27 protein-coding genes, 1 tRNA gene and 1 pseudogene are annotated in these 24,477 nt (G+C 71.0%); 16 read left to right on the top strand and 13 right to left on the bottom strand.

Features of this window, described 5'->3' with window-relative positions:
- Positions 1–91: 91 nt before the first annotated feature.
- The gene (locus ABD663_RS00785; protein ID WP_344735922.1) at positions 92–934 is read right to left on the bottom strand and encodes a MarR family transcriptional regulator; all 843 of its coding nucleotides are present in this window, start codon (positions 932–934) and stop codon (positions 92–94) included.
- Between the two features lie 64 nt (positions 935–998).
- On the opposite strand from ABD663_RS00785, the gene ABD663_RS00780 reads away from it, so the two are divergent.
- On the top strand, positions 999–1,496 hold the full coding sequence (locus ABD663_RS00780) for an SRPBCC family protein (RefSeq protein ID WP_344735921.1): 498 nt from the start codon (positions 999–1,001) through the stop codon (positions 1,494–1,496).
- A complete protein-coding gene (locus ABD663_RS00775; RefSeq protein WP_344735920.1) occupies positions 1,493–1,792 on the top strand; it encodes a DUF1905 domain-containing protein in 300 nt (99 codons plus the stop codon). Before ABD663_RS00780 ends, ABD663_RS00775 begins: the two co-directional genes overlap by 4 nt.
- A 30-nt stretch (positions 1,793–1,822) precedes the next feature.
- On the opposite strand, the gene ABD663_RS00770 is transcribed toward ABD663_RS00775, so the two are convergent.
- The gene (locus ABD663_RS00770; RefSeq protein WP_344735919.1) at positions 1,823–3,487 is read right to left on the bottom strand and encodes a PxKF domain-containing protein; all 1,665 of its coding nucleotides are present in this window, start codon (positions 3,485–3,487) and stop codon (positions 1,823–1,825) included.
- A 145-nt stretch (positions 3,488–3,632) separates the two neighbouring features.
- Positions 3,633–4,436: a glycosyltransferase family A protein gene (locus tag ABD663_RS00765; RefSeq protein ID WP_344735918.1), complete on the bottom strand. Its 804-nt coding sequence runs from the start codon at positions 4,434–4,436 to the stop codon at positions 3,633–3,635.
- Between the two features lie 84 nt (positions 4,437–4,520).
- Between ABD663_RS00765 and ABD663_RS00760 the strand changes: the two genes are divergently transcribed.
- Both ABD663_RS00760 and ABD663_RS00755 read left to right on the top strand, forming a co-directional pair.
- Entirely contained in the window at positions 4,521–4,919 is a 399-nt protein-coding gene (locus ABD663_RS00760) for an HsmA family protein (RefSeq protein WP_344735917.1), read from the top strand.
- Positions 4,916–5,179, top strand: a pseudogene (locus tag ABD663_RS00755) (DUF1294 domain-containing protein); the annotation flags it as partial. The gene ABD663_RS00760 and the pseudogene ABD663_RS00755, both read left to right, overlap by 4 nt.
- A 177-nt stretch (positions 5,180–5,356) precedes the next feature.
- Here the strand turns inward: ABD663_RS00755 and ABD663_RS00750 are convergent.
- The 4 genes from ABD663_RS00750 to ABD663_RS00735 all read right to left on the bottom strand — a co-directional run bounded on the left by ABD663_RS00750 (position 5,357) and on the right by ABD663_RS00735 (position 10,075).
- Entirely contained in the window at positions 5,357–7,012 is a 1,656-nt protein-coding gene (locus ABD663_RS00750) for an ABC-F family ATP-binding cassette domain-containing protein (protein WP_344735914.1), read from the bottom strand.
- 226 nt (positions 7,013–7,238) lie between these two features.
- Positions 7,239–8,252 carry an aldo/keto reductase gene (locus ABD663_RS00745; RefSeq protein WP_344735913.1) on the bottom strand — a complete coding sequence of 338 codons (1,014 nt, stop codon included), beginning with the start codon at positions 8,250–8,252 and terminating at the stop codon, positions 7,239–7,241.
- A gap of 12 nt (positions 8,253–8,264) precedes the next feature.
- Complete coding sequence (locus tag ABD663_RS00740; RefSeq protein WP_344735912.1) at positions 8,265–9,131, bottom strand: NAD(P)-dependent oxidoreductase; 867 nt, start codon at positions 9,129–9,131, stop codon at positions 8,265–8,267.
- Entirely contained in the window at positions 9,128–10,075 is a 948-nt protein-coding gene (locus tag ABD663_RS00735; protein ID WP_344735909.1) for a GNAT family N-acetyltransferase, read from the bottom strand. The genes ABD663_RS00740 and ABD663_RS00735 overlap by 4 nt, the downstream gene beginning before the upstream one ends.
- Positions 10,076–10,214: 139 nt before the next feature.
- Here ABD663_RS00735 and ABD663_RS00730 point away from each other — a divergent pair, with 139 nt between their 5' ends.
- The 3 genes from ABD663_RS00730 (at position 10,215) to ABD663_RS00720 (ending at position 12,642) form a co-directional block, all read left to right on the top strand.
- The gene (locus ABD663_RS00730) at positions 10,215–11,477 is read left to right on the top strand and encodes a type I glutamate--ammonia ligase (protein ID WP_344735907.1); all 1,263 of its coding nucleotides are present in this window, start codon (positions 10,215–10,217) and stop codon (positions 11,475–11,477) included.
- Positions 11,478–11,543: 66 nt separating this feature from the next.
- Positions 11,544–11,810 (top strand): hypothetical protein, encoded by a 267-nt coding sequence (locus ABD663_RS00725; RefSeq protein WP_344735906.1) that lies wholly within the window; start codon positions 11,544–11,546, stop codon positions 11,808–11,810.
- A 19-nt stretch (positions 11,811–11,829) separates the two neighbouring features.
- A complete protein-coding gene (locus ABD663_RS00720; protein ID WP_344735905.1) occupies positions 11,830–12,642 on the top strand; it encodes an alpha/beta fold hydrolase in 813 nt (270 codons plus the stop codon).
- A 54-nt stretch (positions 12,643–12,696) separates the two neighbouring features.
- Here ABD663_RS00720 and ABD663_RS00715 read toward each other — a convergent pair whose 3' ends face one another.
- Positions 12,697–13,677: an NAD(P)-dependent alcohol dehydrogenase gene (locus ABD663_RS00715; protein ID WP_344735904.1), complete on the bottom strand. Its 981-nt coding sequence runs from the start codon at positions 13,675–13,677 to the stop codon at positions 12,697–12,699.
- A 49-nt stretch (positions 13,678–13,726) separates the two neighbouring features.
- A complete protein-coding gene (locus ABD663_RS00710) occupies positions 13,727–14,740 on the bottom strand; it encodes a helix-turn-helix transcriptional regulator (protein WP_344735903.1) in 1,014 nt (337 codons plus the stop codon).
- Between the two features lie 75 nt (positions 14,741–14,815).
- Between ABD663_RS00710 and ABD663_RS00705 the strand changes: the two genes are divergently transcribed.
- The 5 genes from ABD663_RS00705 to ABD663_RS00685 all read left to right on the top strand — a co-directional run bounded on the left by ABD663_RS00705 (position 14,816) and on the right by ABD663_RS00685 (position 17,844).
- A complete protein-coding gene (locus ABD663_RS00705; protein WP_344735902.1) occupies positions 14,816–15,442 on the top strand; it encodes a hypothetical protein in 627 nt (208 codons plus the stop codon).
- A 133-nt stretch (positions 15,443–15,575) separates the two neighbouring features.
- Positions 15,576–15,776 carry a hypothetical protein gene (locus ABD663_RS00700; protein ID WP_344735901.1) on the top strand — a complete coding sequence of 67 codons (201 nt, stop codon included), beginning with the start codon at positions 15,576–15,578 and terminating at the stop codon, positions 15,774–15,776.
- Positions 15,777–15,830: 54 nt separating this feature from the next.
- On the top strand, positions 15,831–16,157 hold the full coding sequence (locus ABD663_RS00695) for a hypothetical protein (protein WP_344735900.1): 327 nt from the start codon (positions 15,831–15,833) through the stop codon (positions 16,155–16,157).
- Positions 16,158–16,199: 42 nt separating this feature from the next.
- Entirely contained in the window at positions 16,200–16,610 is a 411-nt protein-coding gene (locus tag ABD663_RS00690) for an ACT domain-containing protein (RefSeq protein ID WP_344735898.1), read from the top strand.
- Between the two features lie 82 nt (positions 16,611–16,692).
- Positions 16,693–17,844 (top strand): baeRF2 domain-containing protein, encoded by a 1,152-nt coding sequence (locus ABD663_RS00685; RefSeq protein WP_344735897.1) that lies wholly within the window; start codon positions 16,693–16,695, stop codon positions 17,842–17,844.
- Positions 17,845–17,853: 9 nt separating this feature from the next.
- On the opposite strand, the gene ABD663_RS00680 is transcribed toward ABD663_RS00685, so the two are convergent.
- On the bottom strand, positions 17,854–18,195 hold the full coding sequence (locus tag ABD663_RS00680; RefSeq protein ID WP_344735895.1) for a nuclear transport factor 2 family protein: 342 nt from the start codon (positions 18,193–18,195) through the stop codon (positions 17,854–17,856).
- Positions 18,196–18,283: 88 nt separating this feature from the next.
- On the opposite strand from ABD663_RS00680, the gene ABD663_RS00675 reads away from it, so the two are divergent.
- Positions 18,284–19,108, top strand: a complete 825-nt coding sequence (locus ABD663_RS00675) for a MerR family transcriptional regulator (RefSeq protein WP_344735894.1) — start codon at positions 18,284–18,286, stop codon at positions 19,106–19,108.
- Positions 19,109–19,180: 72 nt separating this feature from the next.
- Here the strand turns inward: ABD663_RS00675 and ABD663_RS00670 are convergent, their stop codons facing one another.
- On the bottom strand, positions 19,181–21,109 hold the full coding sequence (locus ABD663_RS00670; protein ID WP_344735893.1) for a discoidin domain-containing protein: 1,929 nt from the start codon (positions 21,107–21,109) through the stop codon (positions 19,181–19,183).
- Positions 21,110–21,211: 102 nt separating this feature from the next.
- On the opposite strand from ABD663_RS00670, the gene ABD663_RS00665 reads away from it, so the two are divergent.
- Complete coding sequence (locus ABD663_RS00665; protein WP_344735892.1) at positions 21,212–22,246, top strand: LacI family DNA-binding transcriptional regulator; 1,035 nt, start codon at positions 21,212–21,214, stop codon at positions 22,244–22,246.
- A 134-nt stretch (positions 22,247–22,380) separates the two neighbouring features.
- Here the strand turns inward: ABD663_RS00665 and ABD663_RS00660 are convergent, their stop codons facing one another.
- Entirely contained in the window at positions 22,381–23,292 is a 912-nt protein-coding gene (locus ABD663_RS00660; RefSeq protein WP_344735891.1) for a helix-turn-helix domain-containing protein, read from the bottom strand.
- A gap of 63 nt (positions 23,293–23,355) precedes the next feature.
- Here ABD663_RS00660 and ABD663_RS00655 point away from each other — a divergent pair, with 63 nt between their 5' ends.
- The gene (locus tag ABD663_RS00655; protein ID WP_344735890.1) at positions 23,356–23,862 is read left to right on the top strand and encodes an anthrone oxygenase family protein; all 507 of its coding nucleotides are present in this window, start codon (positions 23,356–23,358) and stop codon (positions 23,860–23,862) included.
- Positions 23,859–24,323: an anthrone oxygenase family protein gene (locus ABD663_RS00650; protein ID WP_344735889.1), complete on the top strand. Its 465-nt coding sequence runs from the start codon at positions 23,859–23,861 to the stop codon at positions 24,321–24,323. The genes ABD663_RS00655 and ABD663_RS00650 overlap by 4 nt, the downstream gene beginning before the upstream one ends.
- A gap of 80 nt (positions 24,324–24,403) precedes the next feature.
- Here the strand turns inward: ABD663_RS00650 and ABD663_RS00645 are convergent.
- Positions 24,404–24,477 (bottom strand) — tRNA-Pro (locus tag ABD663_RS00645).

The raw sequence follows: 24,477 nt of genomic DNA, 5'->3' as shown, positions 1-24,477 counted from the left end.
GTCGACGAGCCGGGTGGGGCACGACGATCACCGCGCCGATCGTCGTCGACGCACGTCGGCGCGCAGTGAGGCGGAGGAGGCTCCGCGCCGATCAGCCCTCGGTGACGCTGACCCGCCGGGCGAGACGGCACACCGAGTGAAGGTGGCTCAGGAACGCCTCGGCATGCAGGCCGAACTGCTCCGCGTGCGCGTCGGCGAGGGCCGCCCCCGTCGGGGTCGCCGTCAGAGTGCTCGAGGCGTCGGCCCGTGCGGCATCCGATCCCACCTCGACGAGGTCGAGCGCGTGCAGCTGGTCGGTCGCCGCGAGCACGCGGGTCGGCTCGATGCCCAGCAGCGCGGCGACCTCGCCCGCGGTCGCCGAACCGCCGTCTCGCAGCACCCACAGCACGAAGCGCTGCGTGGCGTTGCCGACGCCGAGCTCGGTCTCGCGGGGAAGCACGTCGGCCACGAAGCGCGCACCCGTCTCACCCAGCTCATCGAGCGCCTCGAGCAGCGTGGCATCCTCACGCACCTCGAGACCGTCGCGAGCGACCTCGAGCGTCTGCACCATCTCGTCGACGAGCGGCTCGATGTCGGCCACCGCACCCACGGCCGACTCGACGAAGACGTCGAGACTGCGCCGCCCTTTCGCCGACAGACGCAGCCGCACGTAGCGCATGTCCTTCGTGTCGACACGGCGCGAGACGATCCCGCGCGTGTGCAGCTGCCGCAGCGTGCGCGAGATGGCGCTGCGCGCCACGCCCAGCCGGTCGCTCAGCTCGCTCGGCGTGCAACCACCGGTCGCGTCGAGCGCGATGAGGATGCGCACCATCAGATTCGTGTACTCGACCCCGTCCGCCGCAGGCGGCGACACCCTCGAGAGGCGCACGGTGATCCGCGCCATGAGCACCAGGGCGTGTGCGAGCGCCCGGATGCTGCGCTGCTCGGGAAGCATGCGTCGACTCTACGCCCGAGCCTCGGGGTGCCGCATGTCGCGAGCTCGGGCTACCGTGGGCGGCATGGTCGAGCTCACCGACGACGTGCTCGTCGCCGCACCTGCCGACGCCGTGTGGCACGACGTCACCGACCCCGCCTCGATCGCCGAGTGGTTCTGGCCCGAGCGGATGGACCCGCACGCCGAAGTCGAGCCCGTTCCCGGCGGTGTGTGGTCGGTGTCATCCGATCCGGCCGGCATGGCCGTCGATGCGACGATCGTCGGCCTCGAGCCACCGAACACCCTGAGGCTGCAGTGGCGATGGCGCGGCGAAGAGGCGGTCACCGAGGTCGAGGTGAGCCTCGACCCGATCACGGCATCGGGCGCACTCGGACGCACCTCGATCGACCCCGACCTGTCGAAGGATGCCTCCGGCTCGACGCGCTCGACGCGGGTGCGCGTGGTGCACTCGGGGTTCACCGACGAGGTCGATCGCGACAATCACGTGCAGGGCTGGGCCGACTGCCTGCAGCGCCTCGTGGAGCGGCACGGGCCGCCAGCGGCATCCGGAGACGACTCGTGATCGTCGAGTTCGACGGCGAGGTCTTCCGCTGGGATGCCCGCGACGACGCTTCGTGGTACTTCACCTCGGTGCCCGAAGAGCTCAGCGCCGACATCAGGGAACTCCCCCGCCCCCCGCGCGGGTTCGGGTCGGTGCGGGTGGCGGCGCGCATCGGCGGGTCGGAGTGGACGACATCGATCTTCCCCGACTCGCAGAGCGGCACGTACGTGCTGCCGCTCAAGAAGAAGGTGCGCGACGCCGAGCATCTCGAAGACGGCGGACCGGTGACCGTACGGCTCGAGGTGCTCGACGCGTGATGTCTCGTCGTGAACGTCGCTTCCTGAACGTCACTTCCTGAACGTCACCGCGAACTCGTGCGCACTCCCGTCGCTGAGGGTGAGCACGAAGTGCCCCTGCTTGTTCGCCCACGCCTTGTTCGTCTTCCACACGAACGTGTACTGATCGGACGCCGCGTCGTACGAGAGCGAACTCTTGCCGGCCGTCACGGCATCGAGCAGCTCACCGCTGGGGTTGGTGACCGTGCGGTCGATGCTGAACCGAGTCGACGCGACGACCTCGAGTCCCTGATCACCGCCGAGCGAGAACGTCACGGGAATCGCCTGACCCGCCTTGGCGAGGTTCATCTCGTCGTTCGAGACGGGATCGAAGAACCCGGTGAAATCGAAACCGTCAGGTTCGTCGGGGTAGCCGAGCACGACCGGCGAGAAGCTCTCGGTCAGACCGCAGACCCGCCCCTGGTTGCGCGAGGTCGTGATGTTCTCCCAGGCGCCGAGAACGGGACTGAAGTGGTACAGGTACGGCGGCGCGCCCGGCAGGTTCACGGGATCGTAGTCGATGCACACCTCGGCCTGACCGGTGAAGGTCGACGTCGTGCTGAGGTGGTAGTAGAGCGGTGGGTAGCTGGTGAGCACGAAGCCGGATGGCGTGGGGCCGGTGCTGCTCACCGTCGCCGTCGTCGCCCCCTCGGTCGTCGACGCGGGATAGGTCACCGTCACGCCGGTGGTTCCGAGGTCGGCGATCGTCGTGCCGCCACCCGACGCCACCGAGACCGTGCGCTCTGCGGGCGGTGTCGTCACGGTGAAGTCACGGAAGGTGCCCGCCGGCCAGTAGCGCTCCGCGCGCACTCCCGCCGCGAGCTGGTACCGGCCGAATGGCAGGTCGCTCGGCAGAGTGACGGTCGACGTGAGCGTGCCGTCGGCTGCGACCGTGCCGGTGCCGACCTGCCGGGCATCGGCCGGCAGAGCGCCGCCGTAGAGCTGGAACGCGAAGAAGTCGAGTTGGGGTGCCACCCACACCTCCAGCAGCTCGCCGGGCGTGAGGTCGGAGGCGGTCACCGTCGCCGACAGCCCCGGGAACAAGTCGGGCGAACCGCCACCGCCGTCGACCGTCGCCTCGATGCCCATGATCGCGGAGGGCGTCGACAGGTCGGTCGGTGCGAAGTTCGCGCCGACGAACCGTCCGGGGATCACCATGGCATCGAGGAGCGTCACTGACGGGCTGACGCCCTCGGCGGGCATCTCACTCAGCTCGAAGACGGCCCCGGTGTGACCCGACCACATCGGCAGCGGCTGCGTCCACACGCTCTCGACCACGTCCGAGAACGCTTCGCCGTCCTCGAGCGCGAACACGAACGTCTCCTCGACACCGGAGAGCACGTCGATGAAGGGCCCCCACGACTCCCGCTCCCACAGGTGACCGACCTCACCGTGGGCGACGAGGTCCATGCCCAGACCGACGTGGACTGTCTCGCCGGACCGGTTCTCGACGTCGAGCCGCATGACCGGCAACGCGTCGAGGAGCGCCTGGCCATCGAACGGCGACGTCGAGGACATCGCGGTCTCCCACGAGATCACGACACCGTCGACGTTCTTCGGATAACCGTCCATCGCCGACCAGACCAGCGGTTCGTCTTCTGCCGCAGCCGGCGACCCCGCCAGCATCCCCGCCGCCAGGACGGCGGCGACGACTCCTACGACCGCGCGCGTGCGCATCCCCGACATGCTCTCCCCCAGTCTGCGGGCACGGCAACATCGCGGCGCGCCCACCGCAGAATCCCCATGGAACACCGACGATCTCCGTCGATGCGGACATCATCCTCCGCGCCACCGCGCGGGTCAAGAGTGCCGGAGAACGGCCCTACCGCCCGTATTCGGGCGTCCAGTCGTCATCGGCCGACCACGCCTCCTCGGCGACCCACTCGGCGTCGACCGACCACTCTTCGGCGGGCGCCCACGCGGCATCCGGCCGCCGGTTCCACGCGGCTCCCTCGGGCCAGCTCGCGGCGAACGTCGGCACCACCCGCCACACCCGACGCCACAGTCCGCGCTGGGTCACCAGCGGGCGGGCCGACACCGGCATCCGCAGGTCGGGGTCGTAGCGCACGCCGTCGTCTTCGCGCAGCCGGATCGTCAGGTCGAGGTCGTCGTGGATGCGTGCGTTGGTGCGATCCACCTGATCGCGCACGCGCTGCCATACGGGGGCCCGCATCGCGAAGTTCGAGCCGAACACGAGCGGGATGCCGAGCCACTTCTTGATCCAGTAGTGGCCGCCGCCGATGTACCAGCGGTCGCCGAGGTGGTTGACCAGCGGACTGGCGCCGTAGAACTCAGAACCGCCGGTGAGCACACCGAGGTCGGGGTCGGCGACGAAGGCCCGCACGAGGCGGGCGATCCAGTCGGGGTACGGGCGGGAGTCGGCGTCGAGCCGGGCGATGAGGTCGGCGCCGCCCGCGAGAGCCTCGTCGTAGCCGCGGGCCGCCGCCGGCCAGATGCCGACCAGCCGCTCCTTCACGAGGGTCGCGCCGTGCCGTCGGGCGACGGCGGCCGAGCCATCGGTGCTGCCGTTGTCGACCACGATCACCTGGTCGACCGAATGCGTCTGCGCCGCCAGCGCGCTGAGGCACTGGTCGAGGAACGCGGCGTCATCGCGGCACGGAATCACGACCGTGATCCTCATCCCCAGTGACACGACCCCACCATACCGACGGGTTCGGGCGCGCGCGGTGTCCACGCCTAGACTCGGCACGTGTTGCTCCCCGCCATCGTCATCATCACGCTCGCCCTCGTCTTCTACACGATCGGCGTCTGGGCCGAGCGCATCCAGCGCACGCTCAAGTGGTGGCACATCGCCTTCTTCGCCCTCGGTCTGGCCGCCGATGCGACCGGCACCTTCCTCATGACGCAGATCGCGGCCGAGCGGCGAGCAAGCGGCGTCGAAGCCAGCGGCGCCGACACCCTCATGGCGTGGACGGGCACGATCGCGATCTTGCTCATGGCCGTGCACCTGGTGTGGGCGATCGTGGTGCTGGTGCGCGGCCGCGAGAACGAGAAGCGCAACTTCCACCGCTTCAGCGTCGTCGTCTGGGCGATCTGGCTGATCCCGTACGTCGCCGGGGCCGCCGGCGCGATGATCACGGCCCGATGAGCGTTGTGGGCTCGCGCGACCGTCCGCGCGACCTGTCGCGGCCCCTCCCCGCGGGTCTCAGCTGGGCCGTGCTGGCGGTGTTCGCCGTCACGCTCGCGCTCGCGACCCTCATCGCGCCGCTGCCGTGGTGGATCGCCGCCGTGTACGCGGGGATGAGCGTCGTGACGTTCGCCGCGTACGGACTCGACAAGCGCGCCGCCCGCAGCAGCGCCGCCCGCACGCCCGAGAGCACACTGCTGCTGCTCGGGCTGCTCGCCGGCTGGCCGGGAGCGCTCGTCGCGCAGCAGGTGTTCCGCCACAAGACCCGCAAGCGGTCGTTCCGCCGTGCGTTCTGGGGCACCGTCGTGCTCAACGTGCTCGCGGTGGCGGCGCTGGGGTGGTTCCTGACGCGGTGAGCCCACCGCTCTGGTCGTTTCATCGGACGCCTCTGCACGCGATCAGGCATCCGGAGCGTGCTCACGCGTCCGATGACCACGATCGGCGGGCCCGCGCGACAGCTCGATGACCGCATCGGGCTGCAACCGCGCGAGGAACGCGTCGTCGTGGCTGACCACGATGAGCGCCCCGCGATAGGCAGCCAGCGCCGCGACCACCTCGTCGACCGTGTCGAGGTCGAGATTGTTGGTCGGCTCATCGAGCAGCAGCAGCTGGGGCGCGGGGTCGGCCAGCAGCAGGCGCGCCAGCGCCACGCGGAACCGCTCGCCTCCCGACAGGGCGCCGACCGGCCGCGCGACGGCGTCGCCGCGGATGAGGAACCGCGCGAGCCGGTTGCGCACCTCGGCGGTCGGCAGATGCGGTGCCGCCGCCTGCACGTTCTCGAGCACGGATGCCATCTCGTCGAGGCCGTCGACCCGCTGCGGCAGGTACCCGACACGATCGGTGTGCGCGACGGCCGTCGCCGCGGCGAGGGAGGCCGGCATCGTGGCATCGCGAGCATCGCCTGCACGCGACGAGGCGCTGACGAGGCGCTCGAGAAGGGTCGTCTTGCCCACCCCGTTGGGGCCGATCAGCGCGATGCGCTCCGGGCCCTGCACGATCCACTCGCGGTCGCCCACCCGGATCGTCGCGATGCGGCGTCCGGTGGGAACCTCGGTGTCGGGCAGGTCGATGCGCACCGTGTCGTCGTCGCGCACCCGCCGCTCGGCGGCATCCAGCGCAGCACGCGCCGCCGATTCGCGATCGGATGCCTCGGTGCGCAACCTGCCCGACGACACCTGCTGCGAACGCTTCAGTCCGTTCGCCACGATCTTGGGAACCCGCTTCTCGTGCTGCGCCTTGAGCCCGACCGCCTTGCGCCGCGCGATCTTCGTCTCGGTCTCGATGCGGTCGCGCTTCTCTCGCCGCACGGCCTGCGCCGCGGCGCGCTCGGCCTGCCGTGCGGCATCCTGCTCGCGGCCCAGCGCGTCGGCGTACAGCGAGTAGGGCCCGCCGAAGGTCGTCAGCCGGTTGCCGTACAGTTCGGCGGTCTCGTGCATGCGCTCGAGCAGCGCGAGGTCGTGACTGACGACCACGAGCGCGCCGTGCCAGCGATCGACGACGTCGCCCAGACGCCGCCGCGCGTCGCGGTCGAGGTTGTTCGTCGGCTCGTCGAGCAGCGCTAGCGGGGCACGGCGCATCCGGATGCCGGCGATCGCCGTCAGCACCGCTTCGCCGCCCGACAGCTCGCCGACCCGCCGGTCGAGGGCGTCGGGCGGCAGGCCGACCTCGTCGAGGGCGACGGTCGCGCGGGCCTCGACGTCCCAGTCGTCGCCGACGGCGTCGAAGTGGTGGGGTGCGGCATCCCCCGCCTCGATCGCGCGCAGCGCGCGCAGGGCGCCGCCGACGCCGAGCAGGTCGGCGACGGGGGTGTCGACGGCGAGGGTGAGCGTCTGAGGCAGCCACGCGATGTCGGCGGGCGCCTCGATGTGCCCGGCGTCGGGGGCGAGCGTGCGGGCGACCAGCCTCAGCAGCGTGGATTTGCCCGAGCCGTTGCGGCCGACCAGGCCCGTGCGGCCGGAGCCGAGCGACCCCGTGATCTCGGTGAGGGCGGGAGTGCCGTCGGACCACGCGAACGTGACGCGATCGAGCACGACGGAGGGAGGTGGGGTGTGCATGCGGATCCTTGGGTGTCGTGCACTGACACCGGATGCCGCGGCAACGCACCGGATATTCCGATGGAGGCGGGGAGTCGACGGGTCAGCGCGGGTGGGGGCGCAGAGCCGTCATCGACGGTCGGCGCGGGTCACAGCGCGGACGCGAAGATCTCCACCGATTCGATTCCTCACACTCGGAACAAGGACCCGCCGAGTGTAGCGCACCGCCGTGCGGCGCGCCTGGGCGTCACCACTGCGGGTGGATCGCCGCCCGCAGATGCCGGTCGTACACGTCGTGAACGGCCGCGTCGAAGGCGGCGAGGTCGAAGCCGGGAGCGGAGCCGGCGGCGTCGGCGTCGAGCAGAGCCCCGGCATCCGCGTTCGATGCGGCCTGCCGCACGCTGCGGGCGCCGGGGATCACCGTCGTCACGCCCCGCAGCGACGCGATCCACGCCAGCGTCGCCTGCGGCAGCGACACCCCGTCGGGCAACGTCGCCGCCAGCTCGGAGGCCGCAGCGAGCCCGACCTCGAAGTCGACGCCCGAGAACGTCTCGCCACGGTCGAACGCCTCGCCGTGCCGGTTGTAGGTGCGGTGGTCGTCGGCGGCGAAGGTGGTGGATGCCGTGTACTTCCCGCTCAGCAGTCCCGATGCCAGCGGCACGCGGGCGAAGATCGACACGCCCGCCGCCGCGGCCGCCGGCAGCACCTCGTCGAGGGGCTTGAGCCGGAACGGGTTGAGGATGATCTGCACGTTGGTGACCCGGGGCCGTGAGATCGCATCCAGCGCCTGCGCGCACGTCTCGACCGAGACGCCGTACGCGGCGATCGCGCCGTCGGCGACGAGTTCGTCGAGCGCGTCGTAGGTGGCTTCGCTGCCGATCACGGCGCTGGGCGGACAGTGCAGCTGCACGAGGTCGAGCGTGTCGACGCCGAGGTTGCGACGCGACCGGTCGGTCCACGCGCGGAAGTTCTCGAGGGTGTAGTTCTCCGGCTCCTGAGACACGCGGCGGCCCATCTTCGTGGCGACCGTGATGCCGTGATCGGCACGGTCGGCGAGGAACCGCCCGATGATCGACTCGCTGCGCCCGTCGCCGTAGACGTCGGCGGTGTCGAACAGCGTCACGCCGCGATCGGCGGATGCCGCGAGCACAGCGGTCGCGTCGGCTTCGCTCACGGCGCCCCAATCGGCACCGAGCTGCCAGGTGCCCAGGCCGATCGCCGAGACGGAGCGGCCGGTTGATCCGAGGGGACGTGCGTGCATCGTCCCAGCATGTCACGCGAACGCGCGCACCACCCCGATGGCGTCGAGGCCGCCGTCGCCGCGGTCGGCGGCCTCGACGTAGAGGTCGCGGCCCGCGTCGGTTAGGGGCACCGCGATGCCCGCCGCGCGAGCGGCATCCCGGATCAGCTCGGCGTTCATCAGCACATCGCTGATCGCCGCCTGGGGAGCCAGGTCATCGGCGACGAGCTTCGCGGTCTTGACCCGCGAGATCGCCGACGCCATCTGGCCCGAGTCCAGCACGTCGCGCAGGGTCTCGCGGTCGACGCCGTGCGCGTCGGCGAAGTGGAACGTCTCGGCGAGCCCCGTCATCGTCGCGATGAGGAAGACGTTGACGGCGAGCTTCATGGTCAGCCCGCCCGGCACGGGCCCGCACGGCACCACGCGCGCGCACATCGGCGCGATCAGCGGCGCGACGCGCGAGACGGCATCGGAAGGGCTGGCGATCATCGCCACGAGCTCACCCTGCTCGGCCGGGCGGCGCGACCCCGACACGGGGGCCTCGACGTACACGCCACCGGCCGCCTCGACGTCGCGCGCGATGCGAGCGGATGCCTCGGGGGCGAGCGTGCCCATGTTCACGACCGTGCGCCCGGCGACCAGCGGTGCGACCGGCCCCGATGAGTCGCCTGCGCGCAGGACGGTGTCGACGACGTGCTCGTTGCGCAGCATCACGATCACCGTGTCGCACGCCGCGAAGACCTCGGCGACGGATGCCGCGGCACGGGCACCGGCATCCGTCAGCGCACGCACCGCTTCGTCGCTGCGGTTCCACACGACCAGCGGTGTGCCGGCGGCGGCGAGCCGCAGGGCCATCGGACGCCCCATGATGCCGAGTCCGACGAAGCCGACCGGGCTCATCGCGCGACCTCGGCTCGCTCGGCGGGCCGGGCGGGCTCGGCAGGCTGGGCACGCTCGGTGGGCTCAGCGGGCTGGAGCGGCTTCTCGAACCAGTGGTGTGCATACGGCTCGTCGTTGAACGGCGGGATCTCGCGGTAACCGGCCGAGCGGTACAGCGCGATCGCCTCGGTGAGCGAGCGGTTCGTGTCGAGCTGCACGGCGGGCGCCCCCGCCGCGCGGGCGGCCTCCTCGACCTCGGCGAGCAGGCGCCGGCCGAGCCCGAGCCCGCGCACGCTGTCGGCCACCCACAGCCGCTTGATCTCGGCCGGATCATCGCCGTGCAGCTTCAGCCCCACGCATCCGACGACCTCGCCCTTGAGCCGTGCCACGAGGAAGGTGCCGTGAGGGGCCCGCATCTCGTCGTCGCGGGCCGCCCGGGTCGTGCCGGCGTCGAAGCCCGCGTCGAACCGGGTCGCGAGCACGGCGAAGTACTGATCCACGGCGAACCTGGCCGCGGCGTCGGCGGGGTCGACGACCCCGATCTCGATGGCGCTCGCCGTGAACAGGCGACGCACCGTGCCGGCGGCCTCGATGAGCTGCGCTCGCTGTCGCGGCGCCAGCGGACGCAGGATCGCGCGCACCAGATCGTCGGACAGGTCGTCGAGCACGCCGACCTCGGCGATTCCGGCATCCGTCAACTCGGCGCGACGCACGCGCGCGTCGTCTGGTGAGGGGACGGTCACGACCAGCCCCTCCCCCTCGAGCGCGCGCAATTGGCGGCTGAGGTACCCGGAATCCAGACCCAGCCGGTCGCGCAGATCGCGCACATCGGCGCCGTCGCGGCCGATCTCCCACAGAAGTCGGTCGAGCGCGAGCGAGCGCCCGGTGTTCAGGTAGCGGTCCTCGAGCGCGCCGATCCGCTCCGTGACGGTGCGGTTGAACGCGCGCAGTTCCTCGATCTCCATACCTCTGACTATAGTCAGACATTCCCCGGTCGCCCACCCTCCCATCCCCCGCCCCGCGAGGGAGTGGCGGCGCGGTGACGGGGTGCGGGTGGCTCGGCGTGGCGTGGACGCCGGGACGGCCGCCCGCGAGAATGGGCGGGTGAGTGAACCGCAGACCGAGGCCGGCGGCATCCGGCGCCTGCTCGTCGCCCACGTCGATGCCGCCGGGGTGGCGCGCGCACGCGCGATCCCCGCCGCTCGCGTCGACAACGTGCTCGAGCACGGCATCGCCGCGTCGATCAGCGGCGCCGCGCTGTTCACGCCCGCAGACTCCCCCGTCGGCGCCCTCGGGCTCGACCCCGTCATCGGCGATGTGCGCGTGCGCCCCGATGCGCGGCGCGTCGCCGAACTCGGCGACGGATGGGCGTGGGCCCCCGCCGACCTGCGCTGGGCCGACGACCGGCCGTTCACCGGATGCACCCGCAGCGCGCTGCGTCGCGCCGCGACGGCCGCCGACATCGATGTCAAAGTCGGGTTCGAGATCGAGTTCGTCGTCGCCGATGAGGCCTCCGGGAGCCTCGCGCCCGCCCACAAGGGTCCCGCTTACGGCCAGCGCCCGCTCGTGCGCAACCTCGACTATCTCGACGACCTCATGACCGCGCTGGAAGACGCCGACGTGCCGGTGCTGCAGGTTCACGCCGAGCACGGCGACGGCCAATTCGAGGTGTCGCTCGCACCGCGGCATCCGGTCGACGCGTGCGATGACGTCGTGCTGGCCCGCACCGTCATCGATCTCGTGACCGAGCGGTTCGGCCTGCGCGCGTACTTCGATCCGGTGCCGCCCATCGGCGCCGACTCGAACGGCATGCACATCCACCTGTCGGCATCGCGCGACGGACGCAACGTCTTCGCGTCGACCGAGGAAGGGATGCCGCACGCCGAGGGCACGGCGATCATCGCCGGCATCCTCGACCTGCTGCCCTCGGCGACGGCGCTGCTGGCCGGCAGCGAGTCGAGCTACAAGCGCCTGCGACCGGGACGCTGGTCGGGCGCGTGGAACTGCTGGGGCCGGGGCAACCGCGAGGCCGCCGTGCGCTACACGCCGACGACGACCGATGCCGGACCGTCGGGCGCCAACATCGAGATCAAGCCCGGTGACGCCACCGCCAACCCTTACCTCGCCGTCGCTGCACTGCTGGTCGGGCTGCGCGCCGGCCTCGACCGCCCCGCCGAGCCGCCGGCGCCGGTCGACGTCGACCCCGGGCGCCTGAGCGACGACGAGCGCTCCGCGCGGGGTGTGCGCACGCTGCCGGCCTCATTGGCCGACGCCCTGGCGGAACTGAGCGCCAGCGGCCTGCTGCGCGAGGGCCTCGGCGACGACCTCGTCGACCTGTACATCGCGGTGCGCACCCCCGCGGGCTGACCCGCGCGCGGCTGTCGGGGTCGCACGCTACCGTGGGCGCAACGGCCGGAGAGAGGATCCGGCCCGATGCAGACGTGGCACCCGCTGCTGGCGGCGGTCGAAGGCCCCACCGGCACCTGGACCCTCACCGACGCCGCGGGGCGCACGTACGGCACGATCGAGATCCGGCGCGTGAGCAACGGCACCGACGTGCGCTACCGGGCGAGCTTCCGGGGCGAGGTGATCGGCTGGTCGACGTCGCTCAGGCTCGCGTGCGAGAAGGTGCACCAGGCCTTTCTGCGCGCACACGGACCGGGCGGCGGGCCGCTCGCCGACTGGGGCGGGCGCCGCTAGCCCGGCGTAGCATCCGGTCATGGACACCGTCCACATCGGCGCCGTCGAGGTCGACGGGCTGCACATCGCCTACCGGCGTGCAGGCGACGGCCCGCCGCTGGTCATCCTGCACGGCGGCCTCGAGGACTCGCGCCTGTGGGCCGACGACCTGGCGCGCCTGGCCGCGCACACCGACGCGATCGCATGGGATGCGCCGGGCTGCGGCAGGTCGAGTGCCGTCCCCGACCACTGGTCGGCCGACGACTGGGGTGCAGCCGTGGTCGACTTCGTCGATGCGCTCGGCCTCGACCGCCCGGTGCTCGCCGGGTTCTCGCTCGGGTCGGTGCTGGCGCTGCTGGCCGCGCGGCGCCGCCCTGCGCGGTTCGGCGGGCTCGTGCTGATCGGCCCCTACGCGGGCTGGTCCGGATCGCTGGCACCGGAGGAGGTCGCCGCCCGCGTCGCGGCGATGCGGGCCACCGCGCAGCATCCCGTCCAGAGCTGGGCCGACGAGTTCCTCGACACCGTGTATCCGCCCGATGCCGATCCCGCGCGACGTGCCCTGGCGCGCGCCGGCCTCGACGACTGGCGACCTGCGACGACGCTGCGACTGCTCGACGCGATGCTCGTCGACCTGCGCCCGGACCTGCCGTCGATCGACGTTCCGAGCGTGGTCGTGCGGGGTGAACGCGATGAGCGGAGCCCGCGGCAGTCGGCGCTCGACATGGTCGCCGCCCTGCCGCATGCGCGGTTCATCGAGATTCCGGATGCCGGTCACGACTGCGCGGGTCGCGATCTCGACCGGGTACTGGTGGATGCCGCCCGCCACGCGGCATCCGGCGGTCCCGGGCGATGAGGACGAAGGCGGCGGCCTGCGGCATCCGCTGCGAGCTCGACTCCGCCGCCGCGTTCACCGGAGCAGCGCGTCGTCGCGCACGGCGATGACCACCTTGCCGAGAGCCCTGCCTTCGCCGTGCCGGGCGATGGCCTCGGGGAGGGCCTCGAGGGGGTGGATGCCGTCGATCGGCACCGACACCTCGCCGCGCGCCACCTGCTCGGCGACGGGAAGGAACGTCCTCGGCCCCTGGTGCACCGCGAGCACGCCCAGGCGCGCACCGGTCACGGCTCCGAGCAATGGACCCACGGTGGCCATCCGCAGCAGAGCGCGGGTGGTGCCGCCCACGATCACGCAGCGGCCCCCACGGGCCAACGCGCGCCGGTACGCGAAGATCGAGCGGCGCGCGACGAGGTCGACGATCAGGTCGAACGGTCCTCGACGCGTGAAGTCGTCGCGGCGGTAGTCGATGACATCGACGGCGCCGAGACCCCGCAGGAAGTCGAGCTTGCCCGCAGCGTCGACGGCCGTGACCTGCACGCCCGTGGCGACGGCGAGCTGCACCGCGAGACCGCCCGAGCCCCCGCCGGCGCCGTTGAGCAGCATCCGTTCGCCGGGATTCGCGAGGGCGACGGCGTGCGCCGCGATCGCGGCCGCCTGCGGCAGAGCGGATGCCTCGGCGAAAGAGAGCGCAGCGGGCTTGGCCGCGAACATGTCCTGCGGGGCCGCGACGTACTCGGCGAACCCTCCGTCGCGCGGCATGAGGTCGCCGAAGACCGCGTCGCCCACGGCGAACCGCGTCGCGCCGTCGCCGGCCGCGACGACGCGGCCCGCCACATCCGAGCCGAGGATGCGCCGCCGCGTCGCCGGCCGCATCAGTCCGCCGCCCATGCGCGCGTACGCGGGATCGCCGCGCAGCCTCTCCCAGTCGGACAGGTTGACGGATGCCGCGACGACCTCGACCAGCACCTCCCCCGCCTGCGGGGTGGGCATGCTCACGTCGCGCAGCTCGAGCACCTCCGGTGAGCCGTACCGCTCGTACACGACCGCGCGCATGAACTCATGATGCCGTGTCGGCGCCGAGGCGCCGTTCGCATCGCAGAAGTCAGGGAGCCGGCGTCTCGGTCAGTTCTCGCACGCGACCGATCGCGGCGGCACGGCTCGTCACCGAGAGCGCCCGGAACACCGCCTCGAGGTGCTTCTTGACGGTGCCCTCGGAGACCCCCAGGCCGTCCGCCAATTCGCTGTTCGACCCACCGGTGCGCGCGAGCACGAGGAGTGTCTCCGCCTGCCGGGGAGTCAGCCCCGCCTCGATGAGTCGGCCGGTGTCCTGCTCGGTGTCATGGCGCCGGCGCAGGAAGAGCACCGTCGGCCCGAACGGCACGGAGTGCGCGATGCACTGCCACTGCTGGGTTCCCAAGGTGACGTCTCGCTCAGACTCCTCGCCGCCGACGAGCGGCTCGAGTGCGCCCGGGACGCGGGCACCCGCCTTCAGCAGCTCAGATGACGACGCCTCGACCATGCCGTCGGAGCGAACCGAGGCCACCGCCCAGGCGAAGCGATCCAGCTCCGCGTTCACGAGACGGGTGCGTTCGGTGTCGAGCGCCGCCCGATGGTGCATGGCGAGATGCCCGCTCAGCGCGTTCAGGACCGCGACGTCGCGGTCGCTGAACTCGCCGGCGATCTCGCTTCGGTTCAGGGCGTAGCCGACCACGACATCCGGAGGTGACGGGAGCTGCAGGACCAACTGGAATCGCACGTTCAAGGGGCCGTAGAACTGGCGGAACAGGTCGGTGGAGGTGACGTCGCCGCCTTCGACATCGCAGAACCGGATCGCGCCGAGCCCCCGGGTGGTCGTGGCCGCGGCGATCAGCGGGTGCTCATGGAAGTACCTGTCGTAGTGGGGTTTGAGTCGTGCTGCGCGAGCGCTGTCGGTGGCCGGCACCATCACGTACCTGAAGTCGCGCGAGGCCATGACCATGTCGTTGAACGAGGCACTGTCGCACTCGATCTCCTCGCGGACGGCGGCGAGGACCTCGGCGAAATCCAGCGGCGGATGCCGGGTGAGCCGGCCCGCGACGCGCAGGACTGCTTGTGCGTCTGCGTCGCTGAGCTCCATCGCGGGCCAGACTACCGGCGCCTACGTCGAAAGACGTATTGCCGCCGGCGCCGTGCGACGATCAGCCTTGATCGCATGATGCCTCAGCGACTTCCCACCACCGCCACTGTCGCCCGTCGAGGCCGACGCGCGTGGGGCGCCGGACTCGCCCTCGCCCTCGTCGCGGGGCTGGCCGCATGCTCGTCGAGCGCCGACACCGAGCCGGCCGGCGGTGAACCCACGTCCGTCACGGACGCCGGTACGGAGGGCGCGGAGGCGAGTGACGACGGTGCGGTCACGACCGGGGCCGGTGCCTACACCTCGGACGACGTCGGAAACGCGACCCTGTTCGTCGACGGCGTGGAGTTCCCCGATTTCACGGGCGACTGCGAGATCAGCCGCCAGAACGGCAAAGAGGACGTCGGTGATCTGAACGAGGGAGACATCGTCCTCGTCGTCGGCATCGACAACATCGCGGCGCACGAAGACAGCGCCATGAACTACGTCGCGCTGAACGAGGAGACGTTCACCTTCCGGGACCTCGCCGGCGCGGCCGGAGTGGGCGGATCGTCGGCAGACGGCATCATCGACACGCTGACCGAGTTGGGACCGCGCTCGGCAGACGGCAGCCGCGACATCGTGCTGGTGCGCCTCGCCGGGTTCCTCGATGACGGCACGGCTGTGGACGCCGATGTCGTGTGCGAGCTTCAGAACGCGTTCTGAGGCCACGGCCGCCGCCCTCCGCCGCCCACGACCGGGGCGTTCGGCACCCGCGTCGGGCGAGATCGTCGACGACTTGACGAACGGAAGCCGCCCGGCGCACGCTCGAAGGAGATCGCGGAAGGAGCACCCTGACATGCATGCACCCTTCGACCCCGTCGACGCGGACAAGCCCCTCGCGGATGTGATCGAGCAGCGCGAGTCGGCTGGTCCCGGCCCGACGGAGCAGACGCCCGATCGCGGGCATCCCCTCTCGCACGAGGCGAACGAGGCCGACGTCGCCGAGCAGGACCTCGAGGTTCCGCTGGACGACGAGGACTACCGCGACGCGGACTGAGGGCCAGCCCGAGCTGAGGGCCAGCCCGAGGGCGCCCCGCCTAGACTTCCGGGCATGAGCCGCGCGCGACGATCGACTACCCCGGGCCGCTGGGCCGCATCCGCGTTCGCCGGCATGCTGGCGGCCAATGCCGTTCCCCACGGGGCCGTCGGGGTCGTGGGGCGCGAGTTCCCGTCGCCGTTCGCATCGCCGCCCGGCCGCGGCATGTCGCCGCCGTGGGTGAACGTGCTGTGGAGCGCGGTGAACATCGCGGGCTCTCGGGGCGTCCTCGACAGCGTGTCGCCGCGCAGACCCGGCGAGGGCGTGGCATTCGCCGTCGGCGCGGGCGTGATGGCCGTCGTGCTCACGGGCTACTTCGCTCGCGTGCTGCGTGACCGCTGAGCCGACGCGCTCCCCGATCCGGCGCGAGCCTAGACTCCGAGGATGCCCGGCCTCACCGACCTGACCGAGATCCTGCGCTCCGTCGACGTCGAGGTGCGCCCCGACGTCTACGTGTACGCGAGCCTCGAACCGCAGCATCCCGGCCTCGCCCTGGCGGCCGCGACGATCGCCGAGTCCGAGGGCGTCACTGCGGTGCTGACGAGGACGGATGCGGTCGCCGCCGGCATCCCCTCCGAGTTCGACGCGGCGTGGCTGACCCTCACCGTGCATTCCTCGCTCGAGGCGGTTGGACTGACCGCCGCGTTCGCCGCCGCACTCGGCGAGGCGGACATCAGCTGCAACGTGCTGGCCGGGTTCCACCACGATCACATCCTCGTGCCGTGGGATCGGCGCGACGACGCGGCGCGCGTGCTGCGCGGACTCCGCGACGGAGCGCGACCCGCTCGGCGATAGCGGCCGTCCCGGCGTACGTCAACCGCTTCAGCGTGGCGCCTCCGTCTGCCTATGGTCGGCACACGGCGAAAGGAAGGAAGCCATGACCGACCTCACCGACCGGACCGACCTCCCCGAGATACTGACCCGACCGGGTCCGTGGACCACGGCGTACATCGACGGACGAGGCGACGGGCCCGCCGCCGACGAGGAGACCCGGCTCGCATCCCTGCGAGACGCCCTGCGAGACGCGGGCGCGCCCGACCACGACATCGACGCGATCGTGAGCGTCGCCGAAGGCACCGGGGTTCCGAGCCCCTCCACGCGCTACCTGCTCGTCCGCGACGGTCGCATCGAGGTGGACGAGACCTTCGCGGTCTCGCGCCACGGTGCCGAGCAGGTCGGCCACGACGCGGTGCCGCGCATCGTCCCCCTGCTGCGCCACCGGGCCGATGACATGCGCTACCTCGTCGTCGAGACCTCGCGCGACGGCGCCGACCTGCGCCTCGAGCGGGTCGGCCGGGTGCACCCCGACACCGAGACCGAGGTGGAAGGCCAGGACTACTACCTCACGAAGGTGCGTCAGGGCGGCTGGTCCCAGCGCCGCTACCAGGCATCCGCCGAAGAGACGTGGAAGCACAACCAGTCGGATGTCGCCGACGCCGTCGATGAGATCGTCCGTGAGAGGCATCCGGCGTTCATCGTCGTCGCGGGCGACGTGCGCGCCCGTCAGCTGCTGCTCGAACGCGTGTCCGGCGGTGCGCGGCAGCTCGTCGTCGACGTCGACGTGCACACGCGAGCCGACGGCGCCGACGACTCCGCCATCGACGAGGCCATCGTGGACAAGCTCGAACAGCTGGCGCGTACGGCGATCGCCGATGCGACCGACCGTGCCGCGGCCGGCGACGGCGCGTCGGGCGCCCACGGCACAGCCGACGTGATCCACGCCCTGCAGCAGGGTCAGGTCGAGACGCTGCTGTTGGACGCCGCGCTCCTCGACGAGGACTCCGAGGCGTCGGTGGTCGCGCTCGACGACGCACCGTGGCTGACGACGGCGGATGCGGCCGTGTCCGGTGCGGGCGAGGTGGGCACCGTGCCACTGGCCGAGGGCCTGGCACGTGCGGCGGTGCTCACCGGCGCCGAGGTGATGGTCGTCGAACGCGACGAGCCCGACGGCGAGGCCCGCGACCCGCGGCCCGCACAGGAGCCGATCGCGGTGCTGCGCTGGCCGGAGGACGACGCCGAAGCGCGCTGACCACGCGGCTCAGTGCGGCGGGATCGTGAAGCTCGAGATCCGGTCGCCCTCGACGGTGAAGATGCCGGTGGACTCGCCGTTGAACCGGCGGCTGCGCCATGAGAACCGTGTCGACACGCCCTGACCGGTGGCCTCCGCCGACAGGATCGTCATCTGCGCGCCCATGCCGATCGCGTCGGTCTCGGCCCAGCTGCGTACGCCCTCGTGGCCGTCGAGCCGGCGGCCCCAATCGTCGACGAATCCGTCTTCGGTGAAGCTCGCGACGAACGCCTCGGTGTCGCCGTCGTTGATGGCCGTCACGAACCGGGCGATCGGCTCGGGAAGCTGGGGTGCCGCGGCATCCGTGGTCATGAGATCTCCGTCCTGCGCGCCTGTTCCGCGCGCGTTTCGTCTTCCGCTTGACCCTCACACTGTGTCACGGTCGAGCGTGGTCTCCACCATGTACACCATCGGAGAGTTCGCCGCCTTCGGCCGCGTGAGCGTGCGGATGCTGCGTCACTACGACGCGATCGGGCTGCTCGCCCCCGCACACGTCGACGAGCACAGTGGGTACCGCCGGTACTCGAGTGCCCAGCTGCCGCGCCTGCTGCAGATCGTCGAGCTGCGCGGGTACGGCGTCGGCCTCGACCGCATCGCCCATGCGCTCGACGGCGACGATGGCCGCGGCCTGCGCGATGCCCTCGCGGAGCGTCACGCCGAGCTCGCGGCATCCGTCGCCGACGACACCGCACGGCTCGCACGGCTCGAGCGGCGCCTCCGGATCCTGGAAGGAACAGAGATCATGACCGACACCGTCGACTACCGCAGGGTCGAGCCCGTCACCGTCTATGCGACGAGCACCGTCGCGGCGGGAATGGGACCCGAGAACGTCGGACCCGTCATCGGCCCGGCGATGGACCGCCTCAATGGGGCGCTCGCCGCCGCCGGCCGGCCGCTGCTCGAGCCCGGCATCTTCTGGTACGAGCCGCTCGAAGACACCGCCGAGCTCGCCGTGCACCTCTCGTTCACCGCCGAAGCCGAGCCGGTCGCCGGCGACGGCTACGAGGTCGTCACCCTGCCCGCTGTGGACACGATGGCAACCCTCATCCACCGCGGCGACATGAGCGGCATCGGCGAGTCGTGGGGCACGTTGATGGAACACATCGTCGCCGACGGCTACCGCATCGTCGGGCCGACGCGCGAGGTCTACCTCGAGGCCGACGGCCATGAGCCCGGCCCCGACTGGGTCACGGAACTGCAGGCTCCCGTCGAGCGCGAGGGCTGAGCGGGCCGAGCGACAGCCCTCGGATGTTCGTCTCTCTGCCCGAAGACCGACGCTCGGGCAGAGAGACGCTCATCATCTGTAGAGACGCAGGTCTGCGATGCTCCACCAGTTGCCGGCATCCCCGGTCGACACGACCCGCAGGTAGCGGGCCTTCGTCACGGACAGATCGATGTTGATGAGGTGGCTGGTGCTTTCGCCGCTCGCCACCGTCTTCCACTTCGCACCGTCGGTCGACACCTCGAGCTGCCAGGACCTCGGGTAGTCACCCAGGTTGCCGCCGGCGTCGAGCGCGACGCGACGGAAAGCCTTCTTCGTCCCGAGGTCGACGGTGATCCCCATGCCCACCGTCTGGCCGGCGCCGCTGGACCAGCGTGTGGAAGCGTCGCTGTCGACCGCATAGTGCGCATCGTGCGAGGCATGCGTGGCTGCGGCCGTCGCTCCCTCGATACTGACCGGGGCGAGGCGATCGTCGAACTTCTTCGACGGTTGCCAGGTGAAGGTCGCGAGCGATCCGCCGGGCAACGTGTACTCGAACGACTGTGTGCCCACGGCCACTGCGAAGGTGCGTGGATCGTCGTTCTCGTTGTGGGCGACAAGCACCATCGTGCCGTCGGGATTGCGGAAGGCCACATCGGTCACCTGCCCATTCCAACCGGTGGTGCCGAACGAAGTGCTTGCGATCCGCATCGCACCCGGCTTCACGAACTTCGAGAGGTGGCCGATGGTGTAGTACTCCGCGTTTCGGGTCACGGAGCCGTCAGGATGCGTCGTCACGACGCCGGTGCAGGTGCCGCAACCGCCGAGACGCGGTCCACCGTCCTCGTTGAGAGCGAGGTTCCAGGTGATGACCGACCGCGACCAGTTGCGTGTCACGCCCACGGTGATCGTGCGCGCGTGCCACTTCAGCGTGTCGCGGAACACCTGCGCCGGCGGATCGTCGGGTCCGTGCGAGCCTGAGCACTCCGTGAACCAGATCTCTTTGGACGGGAACTGCTCATGAAGCGCCGTCTGCGCGCTCGGGTCGCCGTAGTAGCAGTGGAACGCCGTGCCCGCTATCCACTTGGCTGCGCTCGTGCGCAGGAGGTCCGCAGCATAGTCCGACTCCGGGTCCTGCCCGGGCGGGGTGTTCGCGATGTCGTTCGGGTGCACAGACCAGTTGTGGTCGTACCCCAGGATCTTCGTACGAGGGCTCAAGTGCTTGAGCATGGGACCGAGCACCGCGATCACCCGCGCCTGATCCGCGACAGGCATGTCCATGCCGGGGTACCCATCGGGAGTTCGGTTCTGCGGCTCGTTCTGCACGGTGAGGTAGTCGATCGGAACCCCTGCCGCCGCATACTCGCGCACGAACCGAGTGAGGTATGCGGCGTACGCCGCGGCGTAGACCCGCCCCTCGCGCAGACTGCCCCCGACAAGGTCGTCGTTCGCTTTCATCCACGCCGGCGGGCTCCACGGCGTGGCGATGATCGTCAGTTCGGGGTTCAATTCCTTGGCGCGACGCAAGAGAGGGAGGATCTGCGCCTCGTCATGCGCAATGCTGAAGTGTCGCTGAAGGAAGTCCGTGTCACCGACAGCGACGTCGTCATATGTGTAGTGGGCGTCAGCGGCGGTGAAGTCGCTGGAGCCGATCGGCTGACGCAGAATGCTGATCCCGATTCCCTCGACCGGGTCGAACAGCGACCGCAGAGTGTCTTCGCGCTCCTGCGGTGTCAGCGCCCACAGCACGTCAGCCGCCGAGTCGGTGATCGACGCTCCGAACCCCGCCATCTCCTGATAGGTCGTCTCCGGGTCGATGACGATCGTCGGTGCGTCGGATGATGCGGTACCGAACGTGACCGGAGCCTGTTCGGCCAGCCGGCTCTCGCCGTCTACCGTCGTGAGCCAGACCCGCGCCTGCACGTCTTCCGACTTCTTGGGCGCGCCTGCCGCGCCGCTCGCTCCCGTGAAGACGAGAGCGACGGATGCGAGTGCGGCGACCGCCGCACGCAACGGTGAATTCACGAGATCTCCTCATCGAGTCGCGAAACGCAAGAAACGTTAGTGAAACATGTTTCTCAGATGATGCCTGCATAGACTGGGACTGTCAAGCAGAAGGTGAGGGCGATGGCTGAGGAGCCGGCGGCGATGGTGCGCCCACGCGCGACGGTCCGAGAAGTCGCTGACCGCACGGGTCTGTCGATTGCAACCGTCTCGCGCGTACTCAACGGCAACGCCCGCGTCGCGGCGCCCACCCGCGAACGAGTGCTGGAAGCCCTCATCGACCTCGGATCGGCGGCACCGTTCGCGCGAGCGGGCTTACGCGCCGGCGATGCACCGATATTCGTTCGGTGTCCCTACGAGCTGACCGACTACTTCGGGCTCATCGTGACCGCGGTCGCTGAAGAGCTCGCAGCCCGCGACCGGCCGATGGTGCTCGATGCCGGCGAGTCATCCCAGCAGCGACATCCTCTCGGAAACCTGCCTTTGCGGGTGGACTGCGCAGGTGCGATCCTGATCCTTCCTCCCGAGGACACCAGCGAACTGACGCAACTGCGCCGGCACGGCTTCCCATTCGTCATCGTCGATCCCCGCACCCCGCCGCCCACCGATTCCGTTGTCGTCTCAGCCGCCCACCTGCGCGGCGCGCAACGGCTGACCGAGCACCTCCTCGAGCTGGGCCACCGGCGAATCGGCCTGCTTGCCGGCCCAGACGAATGGCTCGCCAGCCGGGAGCGACTCTCCGGCCATGTGGCTGCGCTCGGACAAGCCGGGATGCTGCAAGACCCGCAGCTCACCCAGTCCATTCGGCCCACGATCGATGAAGGACGCGCCGCCGCGAGCCGGTTGCTGAGCCAGCCGGAACCACCGACTGCGCTCGTGTGCTTCAACGACAAGGTGGCGGTCGGCGCGCTTCTCTCGGCGCAGGATGCCGGACTGTCGGTGCCGGAGGACCTTTCGATCGTCGGGTTCGACGACAGCGAGATCAGCCGTGTGACCCGACCCGACATCACGACGGTCCGCCAACCCCTCGGCGAGCTCGGTCGTGCCGGAGTCGCTCACCTCATGCGGCTCATCGACGGAGCCCCGATCGATGAGGTTCGAGTGGAACTGAGCACTCGGCTCATCATTCGCGGTTCGAGCGGTCCGCCTCCCGCCTAGACGGGTTCAGCTCCCCAGGACGTGGTGTCCGAGCGTCCCGCAGCGGTTGCGGCATCCGTCGCCGATGACACCACCCGACGCGCGGCTCGAGCGGCGCGTTCCAGCTCGTGACGCTGCTGCGCGCCGAGGCGACCTCACGCACGGCGGCGGAAGGCGCTCGGGCGCACGCCGACCACCCGCTGGAACGCGTCCGAGAAAGCGAAGCCGTCGGCGTAGCCGACCGAGCGTGCCACGGCATCCACGGTGTCGTCGGTGCTCGCCAGCACCGATGCCGCCGCGTCCATACGCCAACGCGCGAGCGCCGCGGCGGGCGCATCGCCGAACCTCGCGGTGAACCGCGCGCTGAAGGTCGAGCGTGACATCGTCGCCTCCTTCGCCATGCGGGCGACCGTCCACGCCGCGCCGAGGTTCTCCCGCACGGTCGCCACGACCTCGTCGATGCGGAGATCCGCGGGATCGGTCGGCGTCGGTCGGGCAATGCGGCGCGCCGCTTCGAGCGCCACGACTTCGGCGAGCCGGGCCATGATGCCGTCCTCCAGCGGCTGGATCGCGTCGGCCTCCGCCGCGAGCGCGTCGACATACCGCGAGGCCAGCGCCATACCCGGAACCACGTGCGGTCCCGAGCCGACCGCCGCCTCCAGGCTCGCGGCGAGCGTCACGTCATCGACGGTGGCGACCAGGATGCGGGTGTCGGCGTCGGCGCGATGCCCCCACATGCGCAGCCCGAGCGCCCACTCGTCCTTGAGAGGTCGACCGTCGATCGTGTGGCAGCGATGCTCGGTGTCGACGCGCGCGCTCAGGGGCGCGGCATCCGATGTCTTGAGCAAATAGGGCGCGGTGCCGGTCATCACCAGCACATCGCCCGGGCCGATCTCGGCATGCGCGCCGCCGCGGTCGATCCGCACCCGCCCCCGCTCGCCGATGAGCACCGTCACCGCGCCGGCGTCGTGCAGATCCAGCGCCGCCGGGTCGTCGAGGCAGCAGCGCAGCACGAACACCTCGGGATCGGAGACCAGACCGTCGAGCACCACCGAGTCGCTGGACATCTGGCCATGCTCTCAGGCGATCCACCCATTCAGCCAGTAGCGGTCACGCAGTGGACTGAAGCCATGATCACAACACATGCAGCAACGACCGCGGCGGCGGCGACCGTCGCCGGGATCAACGGCGGCGCCTTCGGCGCCTTCTCGACCTTCGTCATGCCGGCACTGGCCGACGTCGACGTCACGAGCGGAGTCGAGGCCATGCAGGCCATCAACCGCTCCGCGCCTCGGCCGTTCGCGGCCTCGCTGTTCGGCAGCATCGCACTCGGCGCGCTGGCCACCGTGACAGGCGTCCGGCGCGGACGTCGTGCGGCAGCATGGGCGGCGGTCGGCACCGCGCTGGACGTCGCAGCGCTCGCCGTCACGGCGATCTCGAACATCCCGCGAAACAACGACCTGGCGACGTGGAACTCGGATGCCACCGACCCGGCCCGCTGGACGACGTGGGTTCGCGGCTGGACCACGCCCAACACCGTGCGGACGCTGTTCTCGCTCGGTGGCCTCGCCGCGTTCGCGCTCTCGGCGGCCGCGGGAGGAGCCGGCGCGACGCGAGGTGAGGAGGACCCGCGATGAACGCGCTCGCACTCGCCCTCACCGCGGCATCCCTGCTGTTCGCGACGTTCAACGCCGGCGCGTTCCTCGCGTTCTGGACGTTCGTGATGCCCGGCCTCAACCGGCTCGATCCGCGCACCGCGGCGGCGGCCATGCAGCAGATCAACGTGACCGCGCCGGCGCCGTTCATCATCTCGCTCGCCGGCGGTGTGCTCGCCCCCGCGGCGGCCTTCGTCGTGATGCTCGCGTCCGGGCACGCCGGCGCGTGGTTCGCGCTCGGTGCCGCCGTCGCGGGTCTGGTGACATTCGTGGTCACCGGTGCCGTCAACGTGCCGCTCAACAACGCGCTCGCAGCAGCGGACGCGGGTCGCTTCACGGCGGCCGAGTGGGCGCGGTGGTCTCGCGCGTGGGGCCGGCCGAACGCCGTGCGCTCGCTCACCGCGAGCGCGGCAGTGCTGCTCGTGGCCGCCGCGCTGGTGTGAGCGTGGGCCGCGGTGCGACGCGTGGAGCCTCGCAGGGAACGACGAAGGGCCCGCCTGCGGCGAGCCCTTCGTCGTTCCGGTCGGGATGACAGGATTTGAACCTGCGACCCCTTGACCCCCAGTCAAGTGCGCTACCAAGCTGCGCCACATCCCG

Origin of the sequence: Microbacterium awajiense, assembly GCF_039536545.1 — a bacterium.
GTDB lineage: Bacteria > Actinomycetota > Actinomycetes > Actinomycetales > Microbacteriaceae > Microbacterium > Microbacterium awajiense.
The sequence above is the reverse complement of the archived record's forward strand: the minus strand, read 5'-3'. Positions and strand labels throughout refer to the sequence as shown.